Origin of the sequence: Actinomadura sp. 6K520, assembly GCF_004349245.1 — a bacterium.
Classification (GTDB): domain Bacteria; phylum Actinomycetota; class Actinomycetes; order Streptosporangiales; family Streptosporangiaceae; genus Spirillospora.
Window position 1 is genome coordinate 20,106 of record NZ_SMLC01000018.1, and the last position, 20,280, is coordinate 40,385.

Genomic DNA, 20,280 nt, shown 5'->3' on the forward strand with positions numbered 1-20,280 from the left:
GCACGGCATGCCTCGCCCTTCGTGACCGGGCCGGTGGCGGATGCAGGTCCCGCGTCCCCACCGGCCCGGGCATTGCCTGCCCACATCCGATTCCAGACCAGGGAGACCGACACGCATGAGCACGCCTTCAGCGCGGCGACCCGCCATCACCGTCAAGCCCGACGACGTCCGCTACCCGGCGCTGAGCCGCGGCTTCAACCAGCGCTGGATCGCCGTCCCCGAGTACGTGCGGATGGTGACCACACCGCAGGGCGCGGCCGCCGCGCTGTCGGAGGCGGTCAACCAGCCGGCCGCCGATCCGGCGCGCACCCGCGTGACCGTCCGGTCCGGTGGCCACTGCTACGAGGACTTCGTCTGCGGGGACGACGTGCGGGTGATCCTGGACGTCAGTCCCATGTGCGACATGTACTACGACGCCGGCATGGAGGGCTGGTGCGTGGAGGCGGGGGCCACCAACTGGCACGTCTACAGTCACCTGTTCCCCCGCTCAGGGGGCGCCCTGCCGGCCGGGTCGTGCTACTCGGTGGGCCTGGGCGGCCACATCACCGGCGGCGGATACGGGCTGCTGTCACGCCAGGCGGGGCTCACCGTGGACTACCTGTACGCCGTCGAGGTCGCCGTGGTCACCGAGCACCGCACCGTGGAGCTTGTCGTGGCCACCCGGGACGATCCCGACCCCGACCGCCGGGACCTGTGGTGGGCCCACACCGGGGGCGGCGGAGGAAACTTCGGCGTGGTCACCCGGTTCTGGTTCCGCGACCTTCCCACCCCACCTCGCCACGTGCTGCTCACCGCCCGCTCCTGGGACTGGAAGGGCTTCACCCAGGAGCAGTTCACGCACCTGGTCGGCGCCTACGGCGAGTACTTCGCCGCCCACCAGGACCCGGGCACCGCGTCCGGACGGCTGTTCACCCTGCTGGCCCTCACCCACAGCAACAGCGGCAGGAACCAGATAGGACTGGTCGCCCAGGTCGACGCCGAAAGCGACGATCCCGGCGACGAGGGCGCCGCCGCGATGCGCGAGTTCCTGGAGTACGTCGACAGCTCCAAAATCCCCGACTCCAAGCCGATGCGGTCGTCGGCCGCCGAGCACGGCCCGATTCCCGACGCCTGGCATCCGCGGCTGATGCCCTGGCTCACAGCCACCCAGGCGCTCAACGGCTCAGGACAGAACCGTTGCGGTAAGTACAAGTCCGCCTACCTGCGCCGCCCCTTCTCGCCTCGGCAGATCGAGGCGATGTGGGACTACCTCGGCAACAGGGCCCACTGCGACTACGACAACCCGGAAGCCCTCATCCAGATCGACTCCTACGGTTCGGCCGTCAACCGTCCGCCCCGCGACACCGCCGTACCGCAACGCGACTCGATCCTCAAAATGCAGTACCAGGTCTACTGGAGACGGCCGAACGACACCGACCCCGGCCACCCGGAACGGCACCTGGCCTGGATCCGCGACACCTACCAGGCCACCTTCGCCGACACCGGCGGCGTCCCCGTCGTCGGCGGACGCGCCGACGGCTGCTACATCAACTACCCGGACCTCGACCTGAACGACCCCGAGTGGAACACCTCCACCCAGCCCTGGTCGCAGCTCTACTACAAGGACGCCTATTCGCGGCTGCAGCGCGTCAAAGCCCGCTGGGACCCGCTGAACATGTTCCGCCACGGTCAGTCCGTCGAACCGGCCCCCGACATCGGCGCCTGACCCGCCCGGTCACCAAGGAGTGATCAAAAGACGGTTGCGCGCCGGGCTGCCGCTGCTCCGCAACCCGATCCTGCTCAGAGCCGCAGGGCACGCACTCATTGCCCGCAACGGAGGCGGACTGGGACCATCGCCGCGTGCTGATCACGGGCTATGAGAACCATCCGCTGGTCGACGGCTCCACGCTCCTCACCGACCCGGCCTTCTGGGCCGTCCACGCCCTGATGGTCGGGGCCACCGGGCTCGATGACCCCCGGCGCGACTTCGGAGTGGACACCGAGGACGCCGAAGAACTCGACGAGCGGCTATTCGACCCCGACCACTGGCCCGTCTTCACCGTCCCGCTCCACAGCGGAGCCGCCCTCCACGTCATCTACCGCAACCTGGCCGACGACATGGGCCTGGACTACGTGCTCTCAGGCCCGGCCTGGCCACACGATCTTTGGCTGGCCGCCGTAGAGGGCTGCTTCGTCGGGCCGGGACTGTCCTGGCACGAACTGATCACGACCGCCCACCAGGCACCCACCTCCGCTCCGACCAGCACCGCCGACTCTTCCCGGCGACTCCTCCTGCTGCTGCCCACCCTGGGAGACGCGGACCTGCCGGACAGCGCAGTCCCCGCCCTCACCGCGGCGCTGACCCACACCACCGCCAGCCCGGCGCCCCAGCACGTCGCCGAAACCCTGCTCCGCAAGAACCATGCCTACTGGCAACCCGCCCACTGGACGAAACTGGCCAACGGCGCTCTCGTCTGCGACGAGTACCACAGCCGCCGATGCCCACGACACCCCCGCGCCTTCACCCCCGAACAAGCCCTCGCCATCACCCAGGCACTCACCGGAACCTGACCCCGGCCGGCGCACTCAGCCGATGCCTTGAAGACCGGTCCACGCGGCTCGGAAGTCTCCCAGAACGAGATCGCCAAGGGGCAGCACAATGTCAGCATGGCGTTAACTGACAGACATGTCGGTTACGTGGCGCTCTCACTCATCGCGGCGTGCCGTGACGACCCGACGGACGAAGCTCTCGACGCCTGCGCTCTGATCCAGTTAGCGGCGCCTGACTGACATCCGCGCTCTTTGGCCTTTGTGCCGCCCCGCTTCCGGCCTTCACGTCGCCTGCCGTGGGTGCTACCGTCCAAATAACCGACACATGTGTAGGTTATGGGCGCCCGGAGGGAGGTGGGGTGATCGTCCAGGGTCGATCCTCGATACCGGGCTCCCCGGCCCGGTGCCCGCTTCCGGAACCTCAATGGCGAGGGGAGGCGCAGCATGGAACTGCTGCACTGGGCGACGATCGTCGCGTTCCTGTCGACCGGCGCCTGTTTCGTCGGCATGGCATTCCTCAAGACCGCCACGAACGACATGCCTCCGCTGCACGGCGCCCGGCCCTTCGCGCTCGCCGCCGCAATGCTCTCCAGCCCGACCTGGGCGATCGGCCTCACCGTCATCGGCGTGGGGTTCGGTCTGCAGTTCACCGCGCTCACGGTGCTCCCGTTGTCCGCCGTCCAGCCGGCGATGCTCGCCGGGCTGGCGTTCCTGCCCCTCATCGCAGGCATCGGCCTGGGCGAACGGCTCGGCCGCCGCGAAGCGGTCTGCATGGCGCTCGGCGCCGCGGCCATCGTCCTCTACGCCCGGGCCGCCGGTAACGCGTACTCCTTCGACCAGGCACCCGCGGAACTGTTGCTGCTGGCCGCGATCTCCCCCTCGCTCGCCTTGCCCGCCGTCCTTTTCCTGGTCAGCGACCTAAGGCGCAAGGGTGCGCACGAACGGCCGCTCAGCGGCATCACCTACGGGATCAGCACCGGGATGCTGATCGGCGCGGCCGAGGTCGCGCTCATGGGCATGGCGACGCTCAAGACCCCACTCGACGACCTTGCCGTTTCTCCGAACCCCTACCTGTTCATCGTTGCGACCGCGCTGGCCGCGGGGCAGATACAGATCGCCTTTCAGCGCTGCCGCCTGCTCATCGTCGGATTCCTCGTCATCATGACGGCCAACCCGCAAATGCTGCTCGTTTCGACGGCACTGTACGGGCACGGATGGGAGCCACGAGCCGCGCCCCTGGCAAGTCTGGCGGGCGGTTTGCTGCTGAATTTCGCGGCCATCTGGTTCCTCCCACGTCACGAGCGGGCCAGGCCCACGCGGCCGTCCCGGCGCATATCCGGCGACATGGCCGCGCCTCCCGCGCCGGGCCCAGACCCGAATCCACGATTGCCCGGGAAGCCCTCCGGGCCGGGTCTGGCCGGTCCGGAAAGCCTCCCAGCCGCCCCTCCGGAGCACGGCCCGTACGGTATGAAGCCACCGAGCCTGCGCGACCGCATCGCGCGAGACCGAGCAGAACGAGAGGCACCTCGGCACCTCGGCACCGATGCCCATGACCCGCGCGGGCCCGGCAGACCGTGAGGGTGGTGGCCGACATCGGGTCCCTATGATCCGATCGCTGTGCAGCGCGGGACGACCATTTGTTCGTCGAGAATGACGTCCAACAACTCCGACTTCTCTTAGCCGGGGACTACCTCTCCCTGGCTGAGTCGGTGTGAGGGGTGGACACTGGGGACGTGATCGACCGCGCACGCTCGGGGCAACCACCTCGGTCACTTCCTGCTCGTCAACTTCTGCCTGTTCTCCAACCGTCCGCTCGTGTCGTCATTGTGTCGAGCGCCCCCACGATCCACCGCCGCCACCAAGCCCATTGGGCCTTGACGTAGATGCCACCAGGGAGAATCAATGTCCATCACTTCCACGCTGGTATTCGTTCACGGTTTTTGGCACGGCTCCTGGTGCTGGAGCGAAGTCATCCCCCGGGTGGTAGCCGCCGGTCGTCTGGCCGTTGCGGTGGACATGGCGGGGCACGGGCTGTACGCCCGCCGTCCCCGGTGGTTCACCGAACAGCCGTACAACCCCGAGGCGGTCGGCCCGGAGGTCTCGCCCGTCGCGGATGTGAGTCTCGACGATGTGGCCGAGTTGCTGACTTCGCAGATCAAGCGGATCGGCGGCGGCGAGCCGGTCACGGTGGTCGCCCATAGCGCGGCCGGCCCCGTACTGACGCGAGTGGCCCAGCAGGCACCCGAACTGGTTGCGCACGCGGCGTACCTTTCCGCGTACATGCCGGCATCCGACGTGCCGGCCGCGGCATACACGCGGATGCCCGAGGCCGCCGGTGACCAGGTCGCGCCATTGTTGCGGGGCGACCCGGCCCAGACAGGCGCGCTGCGGCTGGACCTCGCGACGGACGACGCGGTCTACCGGCAGCGGCTTTACGAGGCGTTCTATGCGGACGTGGACCCGGTCCTCGCCGACGCCGCCACCGGCCTGCTGACGCCCGACGGCCCGCTCGGCATCATGCTCGGCACCACCACCCTGACCCACGACGGCTGGGGATCGGTGCGGCGCACGTACCTCACCTGCGCGCGGGACAGGGCGATCGGGCCGGAGCTGCAGGCCAGGTTCATCGCCGAGGCCGACGCGGCCTTCCCGGACAACCCGGTCTCCGTCGTCGCGCTCGACGCCTCCCACTCGCCATTCCTCTCGATGCCCGGCGAGGTGGCCGACATCATCACCTCCCTCGGCTGACATCCGCGTGATGGTTCCGGCTGGCGGGACTGACGGTGCTGGCCCCGGTGGGGTGACGACCTGGCTGGGCGCCCTGGTGCACTGAGCCCGGCGTGGGACGGGCTGGTCAGCAGGAAGTGATCTGGTAGCCGTCGGCCCCGGCCTCTTTGAACTCCCGGGCGGAGACCAGCGCGTTCTAGACGCGCCCGAGGTCACCGTGGGTCCGCACGTCGGCCAGGACGAGGACTGCCGCTTTGATCTGGGGTTTCGCCTTTCTGAGCGGTCATCAGCATGTATCCGGCCGTGCCCTGCTCGACGGCGGTGCGGGCGAGCGCCGTCATCTCCAGCACGGTCTCGACGCGGACGCCGGCGAGGGCGGCGGGCCGGACGATCCGGACGACGCGCAGTCGCGCCTCGATCATGTCGATCATGGCGGTGAGGGCGTCGTCGTGCCGTTCGACGCGAGTGGTGCGCAGGCCGGCGTCGGCGAGGATGCGGGTGTAGTCGTCGGCGGAGCGGGCGTCGGCGATGCAGGCGACCCAGCCGGCCACGCCGGCGAGCCGCTCGTCGAGAGGGCCGGTGACGGTGATGTCGGTGAGGCCCGCCCGGCCGCCGGGGCGCAGGACCCGGGCGATCTCGGCGGCGGCCGTGGCCTTGTCGGGAAAGGTGCAGAACGCGCATTCGCACACCACGGCGTCGAAGGTCGCGTCCTCGAACGGGAGGCGTTCGGCGTCGCCGAGGTGGAAGCGGGCGCGCCCGTCCAGCCCGGCCGCGGCGGCCGCCGCGGCCCCCTTGGCCACGGACTCGGCACCGAGGTCCACGCCGTCGACCTGCACGGCGTGGTCACGGGCGAGGAGAAGCGCGGTCCCGCCGGTGCCGCTGGCCACGTCCAGCACACGTTCGCGCGGGGTCAGGGCGAGGGCCTCGGCGAGGCGGCGGGTCAGCCGAGTGCCGCCGGGGTGGTAGGACTCGCCGAGGAGCAGCGCGACCGCGTCGTGCTGGTAGGCGGCGGCGCAGCACGCCTTGATGGCGTCGGGCACGGGGATCTCGTCGCCTCCGGGCCTGCTCATCGCAGTTTGTCCCCCACATTGGTCGCATCGCGGCCTTCCGGGACGACACCGTCCTTGGCGACCTTCGACCCGTACGGGGACGGTGCGAGCAGCGGCTGGATCGGCAGCGCGTTCGGCACCGCCCCGGCGACCGGGACACCGGACATCTGCGCGCGGACCTGTTCGCGGTAGCCGACGGAGTTGTAGGCGCAGAACGGGATGAGCCTCCCATCCGGGGTGATCTGCTCGACGCAGCACTTCATCAGCTGTCTGACGTTCAGGGTGTAGGGGTCCTGGAAGTCCTGGAACACGATCATGAACGATGTGCCGGCGAGATCGGGCAGGTCGGCGGGCAGGTCGATGCCGCACGCCTCGCATTCGGCCAGCGCGTTCAGGCTCTGCGACGTGGTGGACGTGCCGGGGAACGCCGACGCGCTCCACAGCTTCTCCAGCGCCGCGCGGACGCCGGGCTCGGGCAGCGCCCGGTTGGAGACGTAGTCCAGATGGTCGGCCGGGTCGAGCATCCGGGTCACCGGGACGACGTCGGTGCCGTCGGTGATCGCGTACGTGATGGACCGGCAGGTCGGGAAGCAGCACGGCACCGGGAAGAAGTCGGACGGACGGAACCAGTCCGGTCGCTGCTCGCACAGCGCCTCGATCACATCGGAGTTGGTCAGCCGGGTCAGCGGATCGAACTCCACATGCCGTCCGGCATGGGTGACCGGCTGGAACACCACCCCGCGAACGGCCGGATGCGCGATGCCGTGCTCCACGATCGCGCCGATCTCATGCTCGTTGAGGCCGCGCTCGATCGCGGCGGCCAGCATCACCCGCACGCCCGCCTCGGCGCATTGCTCCAGCGCCCGCCGCTTGTGCTCGCGCAGATCCCGGCCCCGCACCCGGCGGTGTGTCGCCTCGTCGAACCCGTCGAACTGCAGGTAGACGGTCACCTCGCGCTCGGCCAGCGCGGCGGCGAAGTCCCGGTCGGAGGCCAGCCGGATCCCGTTGGTGTTGAGCACCACGTTCCGGATCGGACGGGTACTGGCCGCGTCGATGAACTCGATGATCTGCTTGTGGATGGACGGCTCCCCGCCGGAGAACATCACCACCTCGGGTTCGCCCTCGGCGGCGACGTAGGCGTCCAGCATCCGCTCGCACTGCTCCAGCGTGATCGCGTACCCGTCGCTCTGGTGGCCGGAGTCGGCGAAGCAGATCGGGCAGTCCAGGTTGCAGCCGGTGTTGACCTCGATCAGTCCCAGGCACGCGTGCTGCTTGTGCTCCGGGCACAGCCCGCAGTCCAGCGGGCACCCGTCCTTGACCTCGGTCTGCGTCCGCAGCGGGATCGTGCCGGGCTTGTTGAACCGCGCCGAGTCCATGTAGGCGTCGGCGTCTCCGTAGACCAGCGCCTCGAACTCCCCGTGCTCGCGGCAGCGCTTGCGCAGGTACACCTTCCCGTCCCGCAGGTTCACCTGCGCATCCACCACGACCTTGCACACCGGGCAGATCGACTTGGTGTACTCCACGAACACCTCGTCACGATCCACGCCAACCCCCCTCCGCCGCAGACGAACCACTCTGGTCAGCCTCTTCCTGCCCTGCCCGGAAGCCGGTAGACACTGTCGGCCTCTGCGCCGGCCGGCCGGGACGACCAGATCGGCTGCGTCACGCTGTCCCCGGTCAACCACGCCGAACGCCGTGACGGGCGCTGATCGCCGCACCGGTGGCGGCTCTCAGCCGGCCGCGGGGACGAGCTCGCGGGCCAGTTCCCGCAGATCCGGCGCCGTCCGGGTCGGGGACGTCAGCACCGGGGGATAGGCGGCCGTGCCGCGCCGCAGCCAGGCGGCCTGGAGGCCGGCGCGGCGAGCGCCGTCGATGTCCCAGGGATGGACGGCCACTAGCAGTGTCTCGGCGGGGTCGGCCGCCAGGGTGTCGAGGGCGTACCGGTAGGCCGCCGCGGCCGGCTTCCACGCCCGGGGAGCGCTGACGTCCAGCAGCGCCGTGAAGCACCCGGTCAGCCCGGCCCGCGACAGCAGCCGCTCGGTGATGGCGGTAGAACCGTTGGTCAGGGTCGCCAGCCGCAGTCCGGCCCCATGCAGCGCCCGGACGCCGTCGGCGACGTCGGGGTGGACGTCGAGATCGGCGAAGCCGTCCAGGATGTGGCCGGCGGCGCGGGACGCGTCGCCGTCCCACCCGGGCAGTCCGGTCAGCAGGCCGCGCAGCCCGGCGTCGGCCACGTCGCGGAAGTCGGCGTAGGCGCCGGCGGCGGTGAGCGCGAACCCGTCCCGCAGGACGCCGGCGAACCAGGTGGCGGCCAGGTGGCCCGGTGCGCCGATGTCCTCGAAACGCGCCCGGATCGGGGACATGTCGCTCAAGGTCTCGTTGACGTCGAACAACACCAGCCGGATCGGCGCGTCCATCATCGATCTCCTTACCTCCGTCGAGGGCCAACACGACCACCGGATCGCCGTGATCTCGGCGGCGCCACCGCGAGCAAGGCCGCAGCCGCCCGCCACCCCCGCGGCCCGAGGTCAACTCGCCGTGTCGGCATTCGCCGGTGGACCAGCTCGCGTTTCCGTGCCGGACGGCGGCGACCGCCTCCCGCGCCCAGGGGTTCACGATGGCACGCTTCCACTTCGCTGCCCAGCTCATCGCCGTCCACGGCCGCTCTCCGATCGGTGCCGCCGAAACGCGCCGGACGGCTCGACGCCGGGATACCCGGCCTCCCGCCGGACCATGCCGTCGAGTTCGCCGGGTTCCACCTGGCGGTCCACGGCATCCCAGCGCGCCGCCGAGGGTGGTTTGCCAGGTATCTGACAGGATCCGGCGCGACCGACAGCCATGAGGCATTACCCGCGCGTGCGGTCATCGCGAGGCCGGTCCTCGTCTGACGTGCTCGAATAGGAAGTGCACGTGGTCAATCAAGGAGGGTGCCGTGGCGCGACCCATCTGGAACGACATCGTGCTGGCCGAAACGGACCGTCCGGTGATGCGGCGTCAAGAAGCATGTGGCGTTCTGGGGCGAAGTGCGAGTGGAGAGCTGACGCCGCGATGACCACCGGCTCGGGCCACGACCTCATCGTCCTCGGGGGCGGCGCCGCCGGGCTGGCCGCGGCGCGCACCGGGGCGGGGCTCGGTGCCCGCACGCTGCTGGTCGCCGACGGCCCGATCGGCGGGGACTGCACGTTCACCGGCTGCGTCCCGTCCAAGACCCTCATCGAGCATGCCGGGCGGGGCGCGTCGTTCACCGAGGCCATGGCCGCCGTACGGGGCGCCATCCAGGCGATCGCCGCCACCGAGACGGCCGAGGTGCTGCGCGGCGAGGGCATCGAGGTGCTGTCGGGGCGCGCGGCCTTCCGCTCACGCCGCATGGTCGCGGTCGGTGCGCGTGAGTTGCGAGCCGGTTCGTTCGTCATCGCCACGGGTGCGCGTCCGGCAGTGCCACCCGTCCCGGGACTGGCGGACGTGCCGTACCTGACCAGCGACACCGTGTTCGGACTGGACGACCCGCCGCGGTCGCTGGCCGTGCTCGGGGGCGGGACGACCGGTTGCGAGCTGGCCCAGGCGTTCGGCCGTCTCGGCGTCGAGGTCACCGTCGTGGAGGCGGCGGATCGGCTGCTCCCGCAGGCCGATCCCGACGCCTCCGGCGTCATCGCGGACGTGTTCGCCCGGGAGGGCATCACCGTTCGCACCGGAACCGGTGTCGTCGCCGCGGGCGCCGCCTCCGGCGGGGTACGGCTGGAGCTGAGCGGCGGTGATCCGGTCGAGGCGCAGCGGCTCTTGGTGGCGGTCGGCCGGACCCCGGTCACCGATGGTCTCGGGCTCGACGCGGCGGGCGTGCGGACCGGCGACACGGGCCGTGTGATCACTGGCAGGCGGCTGGCGACCACCGCGGTGGGCGTGTACGCCGCCGGGGACGTCACCGGACGGCTCCAGCTCACCCATGCCGCCTACGCGATGGGCCGGGTCGCGGCGCGCAACGCTCTCGGCGGCCGCCGGAAGGCGAGCTACCGTGACGACGCGACACCGCGGGTGGTCTTCACCGACCCGGAGGTCGCCCAGGTGGGGCTCACCGTGGCGGAGGCGGTGGAGGCGGGTCTGGACGCGCGGGTCGCCGAACTGCCGATGAGTGACCTGGACCGGGCCGTCACCGCCGGGCGCACCGACGGGTTCGTCCGGCTTGTCGCCGGGCCGCGGCGGCTGCTCGGCCACCGCGGCGGCGGACGCGTCCTCGGCGCCACCATCGTGGCCGCCCGCGCCGGCGAGATGATCCACGAACCGGCCCTGGCGATGCGCACCGGCATGTTCACCGGGCGCCTCGCCCAGACCGTGCACGCCTACCCCACCTGGTCGATCGCCGTCCAGCAGGCGGCCGCGCAGTTCTTCGGCGCCTACGGTGGCCGTACCGCCCGCAGGCCCGAACGGTGAGACGGCGACACTGGAGCCATGGCCTGGCACCGGTACCTGAAGCAGTTCCACGGTGAGCACGCCGCGATCACCGAGCAGGTGCTCAGCCGTTGCGCAGACCGCGACGGCGGGAACCCTTACGACTGGCTGTTGGAAGCCGTTCCCCCCGGCGCGCGCGTTCTTGATCTGGCCTGCGGCAGCGCTCCGCTGCGGCACGCCCTTCACGACCGCCGCTATCTCGGCGTGGACACCTCGCCCGCCGAACTCGCCGCGGCCCAGCGGGCGGGGGCGGCTCCGCTGGTGCGGGCCGACGCGTCCGCGCTCCCGCTGGCACCGGGCAGCGTGGACGTCGTCATCTGCTCCATGGCACTGATGATCCTCACCCCGCTTCACCGGGTCCTGACCGAGATCGCGCGAGTGCTGGTACCGGGCGGGGCACTGGTCGCCACGGTGCCCGATCGCCGTCCGCTGCGCCCGCTGGACCTGGCGATCGCGGGCGGTCTGCTGGCGGCGCTGGGCGGGGGCCTGGGCTATCCGAACGACCGGGCGCTGCGGCACCTGCCGGACCTGCTCGTCCAGGCCGGGCTGCGGCTGGACGGCGATGAGCGCCGCCGCTACGGGTACCGGCTGTGGAGCGCGGCGGACGCCGACCGGTTCGCCCTGTCGCTGTACCTGCCGGGCCGACCGCCGTCCAGCCGCCGCCGCGGCCGCGGCTACCTGCGGGCACTGAGCCGGCTGAACGCCGAAGCGCCGGTCCCGATCCGCCGGATCGTCGCGCACCGCACGGGCTGACCTGGCGCCCCCCGGCTCGCCGTGCGGGACAACCGGCTCACGGCGCCGGATCGCGCAGGTGGCCCGGTCGATCCGGCTGCCCTCGCTCATCCCGAGATCGGACCGTCGTCCGCAGGCGGGAGTCGGCGAGGACGGCCTGCGCGGCGCGGCGTCCCGACACCAAGGCCCCCTGGGTGGAGCCGGTGTCACGGTGGTCGCCGCAGACGTACCGTCCAGGCCGGAGCCGCACCGGCTGCCGCATCCGCAGCGGGGGCGGCATCGCGGGGAGCGCCGCCTCGACGGGATAGGTCCCGATGAGCCGCCATCCGGAGGTGTCGCCGTAGATCTCGGTCAACCGCTCCAGCACGCGTGATTCGTCCGCGTCGAGGCCGAGCACGGACGTCGAGATGAGCGCGCGGCTGTCCGGGGAGTAGCGCGGGGCCGCGTCGGTGAGGACCAGCGTGTCGGCGATGACGCCCTCGGCGTCGATGATCTGGATCGGCTCACGCAGCGGCGAGGAGGGGGCCACGTGGTAGAAGGTCGTCACCGCGCGCATAACGGGTGCTTCGACCTCGGGCAGCAGCCGGGCCGCCTGGACGGGATCGGTGGCGACGACCACGGCGCGGGCCTGGACGGTGGAACCGTCGCCGGTTCGCACGCCGCCGTCGGTGATCTCCTGGACGGCTGTGTTGAGCGAGATCGTCCCTTCGGGCAGCCGGTCGGCGAGCTGCAGGGGGATGCGGCCCATTCCCAGCGCGGGGAGGGTGATGGTGCCGCGGACGAACGACCGCCAGATCAGGTGAAAGTACCGGCTGGAGGTCTCCAGGTCGCGTTCCAGCAGCACGCCGGACAGGAACGGGCGCATGAGCCGGTCGATCATCACATCGGACAGGCCCCGCAGCCGGAGTTCGTCGTAGGTGCTTCGTTCGGGACAGTCCCGCAGCCAGGAACCGGAGGCGGCCAGGTCCCGGGCGGTCATCGCCGCCAGCGCCGCCTTGTCGCCGATGGTGCCGATATCGGCGAGGGCACCGCTCAACGCGTGCTCGGGATGCTTCCACGGCAGCATCACCCGTTCCCGGCGGCCCCGGTGGAACACCAGCAGACCGGACGAGAACGGCTGGAGGTCCAGGGCCGCATAGTCCAGAACCTGTTGGGCCTCGGGATAGGCGGTGTTGAAGACCTGAAAACCGCGGTCGAGGCGGAACCCCTCCACCACGTCAGTGCGCACCCGGCCGCCGATCCCGTCGGACGCCTCCAGCATCCGAACCGGCACACCGGCCTGGTGCAGTCGCACGGCACAGGCCAACCCGGCCAGTCCCGCCCCAACGATGATGACGTTTTCGGGCATCGCTTCCCCTTCCCCGGAGCGGCCGTCCCGGCCACCCGGCACCGGTTTCTCCTGCTCAGCGCGATCGACTCGGCAACATCCGTTCATGGGGCACCATGCCCGCCGTGTCCGTGGTCACTCCGGGTGGCTCGTGCGCCACACTGAGCGGACCGTCCAGGCATCTCGGGGGAGGATGCGCATGGGGGCGCACGACCGCTCGAAGGCCGCGTTCCACTGGCTGTTCGGGGACCAACTGGGCCCGCACTTCCTGCGGCCCGACGCCCAGATCGTCATGATCGAGTCGCGCGGGGTCTTCCGCCGGCGCCGCTTTCACCGTGCCAAGGCGCACCTGCTGCTGTCCGCGATGCGGCACCGCGCGGCCGAACTCGGCGACCGGGTGCGCTACATCCAGGCGGAGACCTACCGTGACGGCCTATACCGAGCCGTCGGCGACGCGCCCGTGACCGTCCATCACCCCACGTCCCACGGCGCCCTTCGCTTCGTGCAGGAACTGGAGCAGGTGGAGGTCCTGCCGCCGCGCGGATTCCTCGTGCAACCGGACGCGTTCGGCCGATGGGCGGACTCCGCCGGGCACCTGCGGATGGAGGACTTCTACCGGCACGTGCGCCGGGCCCACGATCTGCTGATGAACGGCGAAGAACCCGCGGGCGGGAAGTGGAACCTGGACACCGACAACCGCGAGGCCCCGCCCAAGGACGCCGCGGTACTGCCGGTGCCGGCACCCTACCGGCCGCGTGAAGACGCCATCGACCACCAGGTCAGGGCCGATCTGGACCGGTGGGAGCGGCGCGGGGAGGTAGCGTTCGTCGGCCGGGACGGACCACGCCGGTTCCCCGCCGGCCGCGCCGAGGCCCGGCGAGCCCTGCGCGCATTCGTGCGGAAACGCCTGCCCACCTTCGGCCGGTGGGAAGACGCGGTGCTGGCCGAGGACTGGGCCATGAGCCACAGCCTGCTCTCCGCTTCGCTCAACCTCGGGCTGCTGGATCCGGCGGAGTGCGTCGAGGCCGCCGAGAACGCCTACCGTGCGGGCGAGGCACCGCTCAACTCCGTCGAGGGCTACATCCGGCAGGTCGCCGGATGGCGCGAGTACGTGTGGAATCTCTACTGGTACCTCGGGCCCCGCTACCGCGAGTCCAATGCCCTGGGGCACCACGCGCCGCTGCCGGACTGGTTCGCCCACCTGGACGCCGACGCCGTGCGGGCGCGCTGCCTGTCGACCACTCTGGCGCAGGTCCGTGACCGCGGCTGGGTACATCACATACCCAGGCTGATGATCTTGGGCAATCACGCCCTCCAACGCGGCTGGGATCCGGCGGCGGTGGCCGACTGGTTCCACCGCTGCTTCGTCGACGGATACGACTGGGTGATGCTCACCAACGTGATCGGCATGTCCCAGTACGCCGACGGCGGCCGCATCACCACCAAGCCGTACGCTTCCGGCGGCGCCTACATCAACCGCATGAGCGACCTGTGCGGCCCCTGCGCCTACCGGCCCACCGAACGCGTCGGCGAGCGGGCCTGCCCCTACACCGCCGGCTACTGGGAGTTCATTCACCGCCACCGCGAACGACTGGCGCGCAACCACCGCACCGCTCGCGCCGTCAAGCAGCTCGACCGCCTCGGCGACCTGGACGACGTGCTGCGCAACGCGCGGCGCCGCGACCCGGACGCGACCCCCTGACCGACCGAGGTGCCGTAGATCCTCCGGACGGCTCCTCGGCCAGGGGCGGGGCGACCGCCACCCCCTAAGCAGCGACGAACACGCACACATCAGTTACGCGAGCTCACCAGTTTCACGGTGCTGTTCAGCGGTCCAGGCGGTGATGACGATCGCGAGTGAAGCGACGATCATTCCCGGCGGGAACGGCGGCCCCAGCGACAGCAGGGCGGCGAGGGCGAACAAGACCGCCGCGCTGCGCGGGACGGAGCGGCGACGCCACCCGGCGATCGCCAGGCCGAGGAAGCCGACCAGGCACAGGATCGACTTCGGAGCCATCCCGCCAAGGACCCACGGGGACGCGAAGAACAGCCCGTCGAACGTCGCGTTGTCGGTGTTGACGGCTGCGGCGACGATGATCGTGGCCTGGCCCCATGCGACGGCCCCGGCGAACCACACGCCGGCGGCCGAGGCCAGGACCGCCCACTGCGGGAGCGCCGTCCGCCACCTCGCCAGGGCAAGTGAGACGATCAGGCAGCCGACCGCGGCGAGCGCGCTGGCGACGACGTTGACGGGATGGTGGTAGGCCTCCCTCGGCGGCAGACCGTTCAACGCGATGAAGCCGAGCGACCCCGCCACGATGAGCGCCGGGCCCGCCAGGAACGGGAAGGCGGTGGTGTGCCGTCGAACGGGCTTCTGCACAGTGTGGGCGGTGTTGGTCATCGGTGTGCTCCTGGGGTCGCAGGTGGCGCGGTACGCCCGTATCCGGGTCGTTCGGACTGGTCGATGTGGTGCGGCTGCTCGGTGTAGAGGTGGATCTCGATCCCGTTCGGGTCGTTGAGCACGACGATCCACCCGAGCGTGGCGTCGATGATCGGGGAGTGCGGGACGTCCAGTTCGTCGAGCCAGGCCGCCCAGTCCTCGAGAGCGGCGCGGTCGTCAACAAGGAGGTTGACGAGGTTAAATTCTTCGACGCCCGCCGCGTGGCCGGGACTCTCGCGAAGTGCGAACCAGGTGCCGCCGATTCCGGGAAGGTGCCCGCTGACCCCCCGCACGACTGCGTCCGCGTCGGGGAACTCCAGCTCGACCACGAATAGGAGGGTCCGCTCGTACCATGCCCGGCTCTCCGCGAGGTCTCGGACGGGCAGCTTCACGGCGTGGATTCCGTGGAGTCCGGGCGACATGCTCACTCCTCCAATTTGACCGCAGTCTGACTGCAGTGAATTTCTGCTAGTGTCCGCCTCATGGAGGACGCCGTCAAGAGGCCGTACAAGTCCCGTGTCCGAGCAGCGGCCGCGGCCGAGAAGCGGGCGGCCATCAGGACGGCGGCGATGGACCTATTTCTCCAGAAGGGCTACAGCGCGACCACCCTGAAGGAGGTGGCGGCGCGCGCGGGCGTCGGGGAGCGGACGCTGTACGACGGTTTTCCGACGAAGGGGGCCCTCTTCGAGCACGTGGCCGCCGTCGCGATCACCGGCGACGAGGAGCCGGTCGCCCTGGCCGATCGTCCCGAGTTCCAGGCCGCGCTCACCGAACGCGACCCCCACCGTGCGGTGGCCCTCTACGCCGCCTACTCGGCCGAGGTGCTGGAACGCGCGGCCCCGCTGATCAACGTTGCGATCGAGTCGGCCGGCGCGGACCCCGTCCTGCGCCGCTTCTCCGACCAGGGCGCCGCCGCCACCCGGGCCAACACCCGCGCGTTCGTGGACTCCCTGGTGAAGCATCGCCTGCTGGAGGGCGACCCTGAAGACCTGGCCATGGCCGCCTTCGCCCTCGTCGTCCCCCTGGTCCACCAGCAGATGCGACGTGACCTCGGCTGGTCGGCACAGCGCTACCAGCGATGGCTAGAGTCTTCCCTGGCCCGGATCCTGCTGGGACGCTGACCTGCCGCTACGGGACATGATCGCGGTGACCGGCGAAGGATCCGCTGATCGTGTGCCCGGTTTCACAGGCGGGCGGGTCAGCTTCGACATCGCCGAGAAACTCACCCGTGAAGGCGTCCCGTCCCCGTCGGCGGCCCAGCAACCAGCACAGGGGTTCGGGTGGCCTGGTCGAAGTCGACGTGCGGATCATCATCACCAACCCGCGCTACACCGGCCGCCAGGTCTGGAACAAGCAGCGCAAGGACGATCGCCCTCTGCCAAACCACCAAGGCTGCGCTGGGCGTACCACCCCAGAAACAGCCAGTGGAAGCCAGGATGCTCCCGACTTCCACATGTGCTAATGGTTTGTGTCCGAGGGGTGATCACAACCAATTTCACATGCCGCCGACAACCCCAATCGGCGACGTTCACCGCATTACGGTGGGTGACTAGCCGCGTGCCATGCCCTGTCGCGATGGTTCGAGCCCGTACGGGGTTGCGCGCGCGTACGAGCTCTACGTTATCGCCGCCTCGCCGCCCCAGGAGCCTGCCAACTCCAAAGGAATGGGCCATGCCCAACTGAACCAGCCGCTGGTTGGAATCAAGTACGCAAGCGAGCGCCAACCGCTGATCCACGCCAGACGCCTGCCTGGCAACCCCGCATCCGCATTTCTGATCGAGTCAGGGTGGGGAACAGTCCTCGCGTGCACGAGACCGACAATCTGGTTACGCTCCGTCTGCGGGGGGTGTGATAACCATTTCCGCGCGGGGCCGGCAGGACATCGCCGGCGAGGCGGAACTTTCGTCGGGGGCTGCCCGGTGCAGGCGTGTCAGCCGCCCAGCTTCACGAGCAGCGAGCGCAGGTGAGGTGCCGCGGCGTTCTCCTGGCCGCGCTTCACCCACGCCGCGATGTGTTCGCTGACCAACTCGGCTAGGCTCGCGCGCTCGTCGTCGCTGAGCTCGACCGTGGTCGTGGTGCTGGTCCGGCAGTCGTGAGCGGCGAAAAGGATGTCCCCGACCGGCCAGACGACACGCCGCCGCGCCGCCCGCCTACGCGGCCGACTTCTGCCATACCGTGGCAGTCCCCTCGAGGCTTGCCCTGGGGAGCCGCCCGAGGTCATCACCTCGTGGAGGAGCTACTTCGACCCCTCAGGCGGGCTCGGGGACATCGTCCTGAGTGATCGGCGCGATCGGGGTCTTCACCGTGGTCGCGCCGACGGGCAGGGCCGCTTCCGCGGTCCTGCCCGTCGGTGGTCTGTTCTTGGTGCGCGTGCGGCGTGCGCGCGGTGCAGCGACCAGGTCCTTGCGATGCGGCAGGGCCACCACGGCCGGTCGTTCGGCGTCTCGCCCATGCGGTGCCTCCCCGAGGGGCACCCCGATTATGCGTGGTGCCCTCCGCGCGCCGAGCCTCTGACCGCACCCGGCGCCGCGTTGCGTTGGTTTGATGTGGTGCGTCACGTTCGTGCGGTGCGGCGGAAACGTCCGGGTGGGACGTCGTACTGCCGCTTGAACGCGTTGGCGAGAGCGACTTGGGATGAATAGCCCACGCAGGCGGCGATTTGCTCCAGGGAGTCGTCGGTCTCGCGGAGCATGCTCGCCGCGGCGGTCAGCCGCCACCAGGTCAGGTAGGCCAGTGGCGGCTGGCGGGTCGCGGCCGTGAACCGGCGGGCGAACGCCGCCCGCGACAGCCCCGCCTGATCCGCGAGCGACTGGACGGTCCAGGCCCGCGCGGGATCCTGGTGGATGGCGTGCAGCGCCGAGCTGATCGGCGGGTCGGCCAGTGCCGCGGCCCAGCCCGCGCCACCGGGATCGCGCGGCCGGTCCTCGAACCAGGCGCGCAGCACGTGCAGCAGCAGCATGTCGAGCAGGAGCGGGACGAGCGCCGCGCCGCCGGGACGAGACGTCCCGAGCTCCCGGCCGAGAGCGTCGAGTGTCGTGCGCAGGTCGTCGTGCCGTCCGACCTGCGCGGGCAGGTGGAGCACCGCGGGAATGTCGCGCAGCAGCGGGTGGGTGCGGTCCGGGTCGAGCCGGTAGCCGCCGCACAGCGTCACCACATCGCCGTCTTCGGCTGGCCGCCGCGGCGGGTGCGCGGCCTCGACCAACGGTGTGGCCGGGTCGTCGGCCATGCCGTAGCCGTCTCCGCGCGGTGTGAAGATCACGTCGCCGGGTCCGACGGCGACCGGTGCGCGGCCGTCTACCAGCAGCGAGCATGACCCGCGGAGGAGCACGGTGAACCCTGCGGTTCCAGGGTTTGGCGGGAACCGCATCCCCCACGGCGAGCGCAGCTCGGCACGCGCGAAACCGGGCCGCCCGATGCGCATGCTCGCGATCACATCGCTCAACCAACCCTGTGTCCGAGCGGCACGCCCTGAAGGCACCTGGCCTTGCTGGTGCCCGATCGGTGGTCCGTGCCGGATCGCGGTCGGAGGTTCGGGTGGCTAGTCGGCCGGTCGGTGGTAGGTGGTCGTTTGACCTCTTCCGCCGTGTTGTTCGATGAGTCTCCGGCGGCGCAACTCGCGGAGGACCTTGCGGATGTTGGGGGCGGTCAGGTTCAGCTGACGCTGGAGTTCCGCCACGGTTCGTGCGCCGGTCGCCAGCGCGTCGTAGACGCGCAGCTCTGTCTGGTTGAGGTCGTCGCCGGGCCGCGTTGTGGAGGCGGCCCTCCGGAGGAGGACCGTGAAACGGATACCGGCGTCGATGTAGTGCGCAGGTGGGAGCTCCGCTTCGGCGAGGGTTCTGGTCACGATGGGGATGCCAGAGGCGAGGGCTTCGATGACGCGGGCGCCGCCGTCGGGGGTGCGGACATGCTGGCAGATGGCGACGAGCCGGGCGTTGCGGGCCGAGGTCACGGCCTCGCGGCCGAGCCTCTCGACGGTGATGCCGTAGAGACCACCGGGATTGGAGACGATGAGGCGGTCACGGCGCAGGCGTACCTCGACGGCCATGCCAGCCGACCAGTGGTCGAGGTCGCGGTGGACGAGCGCGTTGGCGATGATCTCGCGGAAGGCAATGAGGGGGAAAGCCGGTTCGTCGTGGACGGTGCCGTCGGGTGCCGAGACGATCGCGGTGTCGAAGGTCCGTCGTGCCCAGGCGAGTGCCTCGTCGAGCATGAGGGGGATCGGGCCTGTGATGGTGGCCTGGTTGCGGGCGCGTGATCCCGCCGGGTCGTTCGGCAGTGGTTCGGCCGATGCCTGGATGACGAACCGCGGGAACCATTCCTGCGGGTGCACGCCCAGGGACAGCAGGCCGGCGACCGTGGGCGTCCCGTCGGGCGTCGTCACCCCCGCGCGGCGGAGGAGTTCCGCGCTGTCGCGGAAACGGCCCAGCCCGTGGGGGTCCCGTTCGCGCACCGACCGCAGGAAGCCCTCAACGAGATCACTGTCGAGGTCATCGCGGGTGGCGCCGTCGACCGGGGCCCGGTCGAACAGGGGCGGCTGCCGTGCGGCGAGGAATGCCTGCTCCTCAAGGACCGACAGTTCGAAGTCCCCGTCGTACCCGCGCAGGTAGGCCGTGCCGGATCCGGTCACGCGGCACGGTTTCGCCGACGGATCGCACTCGTGAACGTGCGCGACGACGACCGGCATTCCCTCGACAACCCCGTCTTCCACGGTGATCCGGACGGGTGGGGTGAACGAGCGTGCCTTTGCGGCGATGCCTTGCTTGAGCTTCTGCGGATCGGTGAGCGGTACGGGTCGGAAGCCCGTCGCCTCATCGAGCCCCAGGATGATCGTGCCGCCGCCCGGAAGGTTCGCCAGGGCGCTGAGTGTCGAGGTCAACGACTGCGGCAGCCCGCCGGCGGCCGACTTGACCTCCACGTCCGACGAGTCGCCGCCCGCTGTGCGCAGACGTTCCACCAGGTCGTCCAGATTCATGCTCACGCGCCAAATGTAACGGAGGTGGGGTTACATTTGCCGTCGATTCAGTTGCATTTGG

At 70.5% G+C, this 20,280-nt stretch carries 17 protein-coding genes; 8 read left to right on the plus strand and 9 right to left on the minus strand.

Features of this window, described 5'->3' with window-relative positions; all coding sequences use genetic code 11:
• Positions 1–115: 115 nt before the first annotated feature.
• From E1289_RS07430 to E1289_RS07445, 4 genes are all read left to right on the plus strand, one after another.
• On the plus strand, positions 116–1,705 hold the full coding sequence (locus tag E1289_RS07430) for a BBE domain-containing protein (RefSeq protein ID WP_131976682.1): 1,590 nt from the start codon (positions 116–118) through the stop codon (positions 1,703–1,705).
• Positions 1,706–1,839: 134 nt separating this feature from the next.
• The gene (locus E1289_RS07435; RefSeq protein WP_131976684.1) at positions 1,840–2,550 is read left to right on the plus strand and encodes a hypothetical protein; all 711 of its coding nucleotides are present in this window, start codon (positions 1,840–1,842) and stop codon (positions 2,548–2,550) included.
• A 423-nt stretch (positions 2,551–2,973) separates the two neighbouring features.
• Positions 2,974–4,107 (plus strand): hypothetical protein, encoded by a 1,134-nt coding sequence (locus E1289_RS07440; RefSeq protein ID WP_131976686.1) that lies wholly within the window; start codon positions 2,974–2,976, stop codon positions 4,105–4,107.
• A 324-nt stretch (positions 4,108–4,431) separates the two neighbouring features.
• Positions 4,432–5,277, plus strand: a complete 846-nt coding sequence (locus E1289_RS07445) for an alpha/beta hydrolase (protein WP_131976688.1) — start codon at positions 4,432–4,434, stop codon at positions 5,275–5,277.
• Positions 5,278–5,468: 191 nt separating this feature from the next.
• Here E1289_RS07445 and E1289_RS40055 read toward each other — a convergent pair whose 3' ends face one another.
• The 3 genes from E1289_RS40055 to E1289_RS07460 all read right to left on the minus strand — a co-directional run bounded on the left by E1289_RS40055 (position 5,469) and on the right by E1289_RS07460 (position 8,722).
• On the minus strand, positions 5,469–6,326 hold the full coding sequence (locus tag E1289_RS40055; protein WP_131976690.1) for a class I SAM-dependent methyltransferase: 858 nt from the start codon (positions 6,324–6,326) through the stop codon (positions 5,469–5,471).
• On the minus strand, positions 6,323–7,849 hold the full coding sequence (locus E1289_RS07455) for a radical SAM protein (RefSeq protein ID WP_207928843.1): 1,527 nt from the start codon (positions 7,847–7,849) through the stop codon (positions 6,323–6,325). Before E1289_RS07455 ends, E1289_RS40055 begins: the two co-directional genes overlap by 4 nt.
• A 186-nt stretch (positions 7,850–8,035) precedes the next feature.
• On the minus strand, positions 8,036–8,722 hold the full coding sequence (locus tag E1289_RS07460; protein ID WP_207928844.1) for a haloacid dehalogenase type II: 687 nt from the start codon (positions 8,720–8,722) through the stop codon (positions 8,036–8,038).
• Between the two features lie 631 nt (positions 8,723–9,353).
• Here E1289_RS07460 and E1289_RS07465 point away from each other — a divergent pair.
• Positions 9,354–10,730, plus strand: a complete 1,377-nt coding sequence (locus tag E1289_RS07465; RefSeq protein ID WP_131976694.1) for an FAD-dependent oxidoreductase — start codon at positions 9,354–9,356, stop codon at positions 10,728–10,730.
• 18 nt (positions 10,731–10,748) lie between these two features.
• Entirely contained in the window at positions 10,749–11,501 is a 753-nt protein-coding gene (locus tag E1289_RS07470; RefSeq protein ID WP_131976696.1) for a class I SAM-dependent methyltransferase, read from the plus strand.
• Between the two features lie 37 nt (positions 11,502–11,538).
• On the opposite strand, the gene E1289_RS07475 is transcribed toward E1289_RS07470, so the two are convergent.
• Positions 11,539–12,828: an NAD(P)/FAD-dependent oxidoreductase gene (locus E1289_RS07475; protein WP_131976698.1), complete on the minus strand. Its 1,290-nt coding sequence runs from the start codon at positions 12,826–12,828 to the stop codon at positions 11,539–11,541.
• Between the two features lie 178 nt (positions 12,829–13,006).
• On the opposite strand from E1289_RS07475, the gene E1289_RS07480 reads away from it, so the two are divergent.
• Positions 13,007–14,509, plus strand: a complete 1,503-nt coding sequence (locus tag E1289_RS07480; protein WP_131976700.1) for a cryptochrome/photolyase family protein — start codon at positions 13,007–13,009, stop codon at positions 14,507–14,509.
• Positions 14,510–14,602: 93 nt separating this feature from the next.
• Here E1289_RS07480 and E1289_RS07485 read toward each other — a convergent pair whose 3' ends face one another.
• Together E1289_RS07485 and E1289_RS07490 are read right to left on the minus strand one after the other, a co-directional pair.
• Positions 14,603–15,208: a hypothetical protein gene (locus E1289_RS07485; protein ID WP_131976702.1), complete on the minus strand. Its 606-nt coding sequence runs from the start codon at positions 15,206–15,208 to the stop codon at positions 14,603–14,605.
• Entirely contained in the window at positions 15,205–15,669 is a 465-nt protein-coding gene (locus tag E1289_RS07490) for a VOC family protein (RefSeq protein ID WP_131976704.1), read from the minus strand. Before E1289_RS07490 ends, E1289_RS07485 begins: the two co-directional genes overlap by 4 nt.
• 60 nt (positions 15,670–15,729) lie before the next feature.
• On the opposite strand from E1289_RS07490, the gene E1289_RS07495 reads away from it, so the two are divergent.
• Positions 15,730–16,368: a TetR/AcrR family transcriptional regulator gene (locus E1289_RS07495; RefSeq protein ID WP_131976706.1), complete on the plus strand. Its 639-nt coding sequence runs from the start codon at positions 15,730–15,732 to the stop codon at positions 16,366–16,368.
• Between the two features lie 1,128 nt (positions 16,369–17,496).
• On the opposite strand, the gene E1289_RS38045 is transcribed toward E1289_RS07495, so the two are convergent.
• The 3 genes from E1289_RS38045 to E1289_RS07505 form a co-directional block, all read right to left on the minus strand.
• A complete protein-coding gene (locus E1289_RS38045; RefSeq protein ID WP_165970383.1) occupies positions 17,497–17,673 on the minus strand; it encodes a hypothetical protein in 177 nt (58 codons plus the stop codon).
• 128 nt (positions 17,674–17,801) lie between these two features.
• On the minus strand, positions 17,802–18,680 hold the full coding sequence (locus tag E1289_RS07500; RefSeq protein ID WP_347813567.1) for an AraC family transcriptional regulator: 879 nt from the start codon (positions 18,678–18,680) through the stop codon (positions 17,802–17,804).
• Between the two features lie 105 nt (positions 18,681–18,785).
• A complete protein-coding gene (locus E1289_RS07505; RefSeq protein WP_131976744.1) occupies positions 18,786–20,219 on the minus strand; it encodes an ATP-binding protein in 1,434 nt (477 codons plus the stop codon).
• Between the last annotated feature and the right edge of the window lie 61 nt (positions 20,220–20,280).

Bases quoted from the DNA above. Each gene is read 5' to 3' on its own strand.
- E1289_RS07430 (WP_131976682.1), top strand. From the start codon at position 116: ATGAGCACGCCTTCAGCGCGGCGACCCGCCATCACCGTCAAGCCCGAC.
- E1289_RS07440 (WP_131976686.1), top strand. From the start codon at position 2,974: ATGGAACTGCTGCACTGGGCGACGATCGTCGCGTTCCTGTCGACCGGC.
- E1289_RS07445 (WP_131976688.1), top strand. From the start codon at position 4,432: ATGTCCATCACTTCCACGCTGGTATTCGTTCACGGTTTTTGGCACGGC.
- E1289_RS40055 (WP_131976690.1), bottom strand. From the start codon at position 6,326: ATGAGCAGGCCCGGAGGCGACGAGATCCCCGTGCCCGACGCCATCAAG.
- E1289_RS07460 (WP_207928844.1), bottom strand. From the start codon at position 8,722: ATGGACGCGCCGATCCGGCTGGTGTTGTTCGACGTCAACGAGACCTTG.
- E1289_RS07465 (WP_131976694.1), top strand. From the start codon at position 9,354: ATGACCACCGGCTCGGGCCACGACCTCATCGTCCTCGGGGGCGGCGCC.
- E1289_RS07470 (WP_131976696.1), top strand. From the start codon at position 10,749: ATGGCCTGGCACCGGTACCTGAAGCAGTTCCACGGTGAGCACGCCGCG.
- E1289_RS07475 (WP_131976698.1), bottom strand. From the start codon at position 12,828: ATGCCCGAAAACGTCATCATCGTTGGGGCGGGACTGGCCGGGTTGGCC.
- E1289_RS07480 (WP_131976700.1), top strand. From the start codon at position 13,007: ATGGGGGCGCACGACCGCTCGAAGGCCGCGTTCCACTGGCTGTTCGGG.
- E1289_RS07485 (WP_131976702.1), bottom strand. From the start codon at position 15,208: ATGACCAACACCGCCCACACTGTGCAGAAGCCCGTTCGACGGCACACC.
- E1289_RS07490 (WP_131976704.1), bottom strand. From the start codon at position 15,669: ATGTCGCCCGGACTCCACGGAATCCACGCCGTGAAGCTGCCCGTCCGA.
- E1289_RS07495 (WP_131976706.1), top strand. From the start codon at position 15,730: ATGGAGGACGCCGTCAAGAGGCCGTACAAGTCCCGTGTCCGAGCAGCG.
- E1289_RS07505 (WP_131976744.1), bottom strand. From the start codon at position 20,219: ATGAATCTGGACGACCTGGTGGAACGTCTGCGCACAGCGGGCGGCGAC.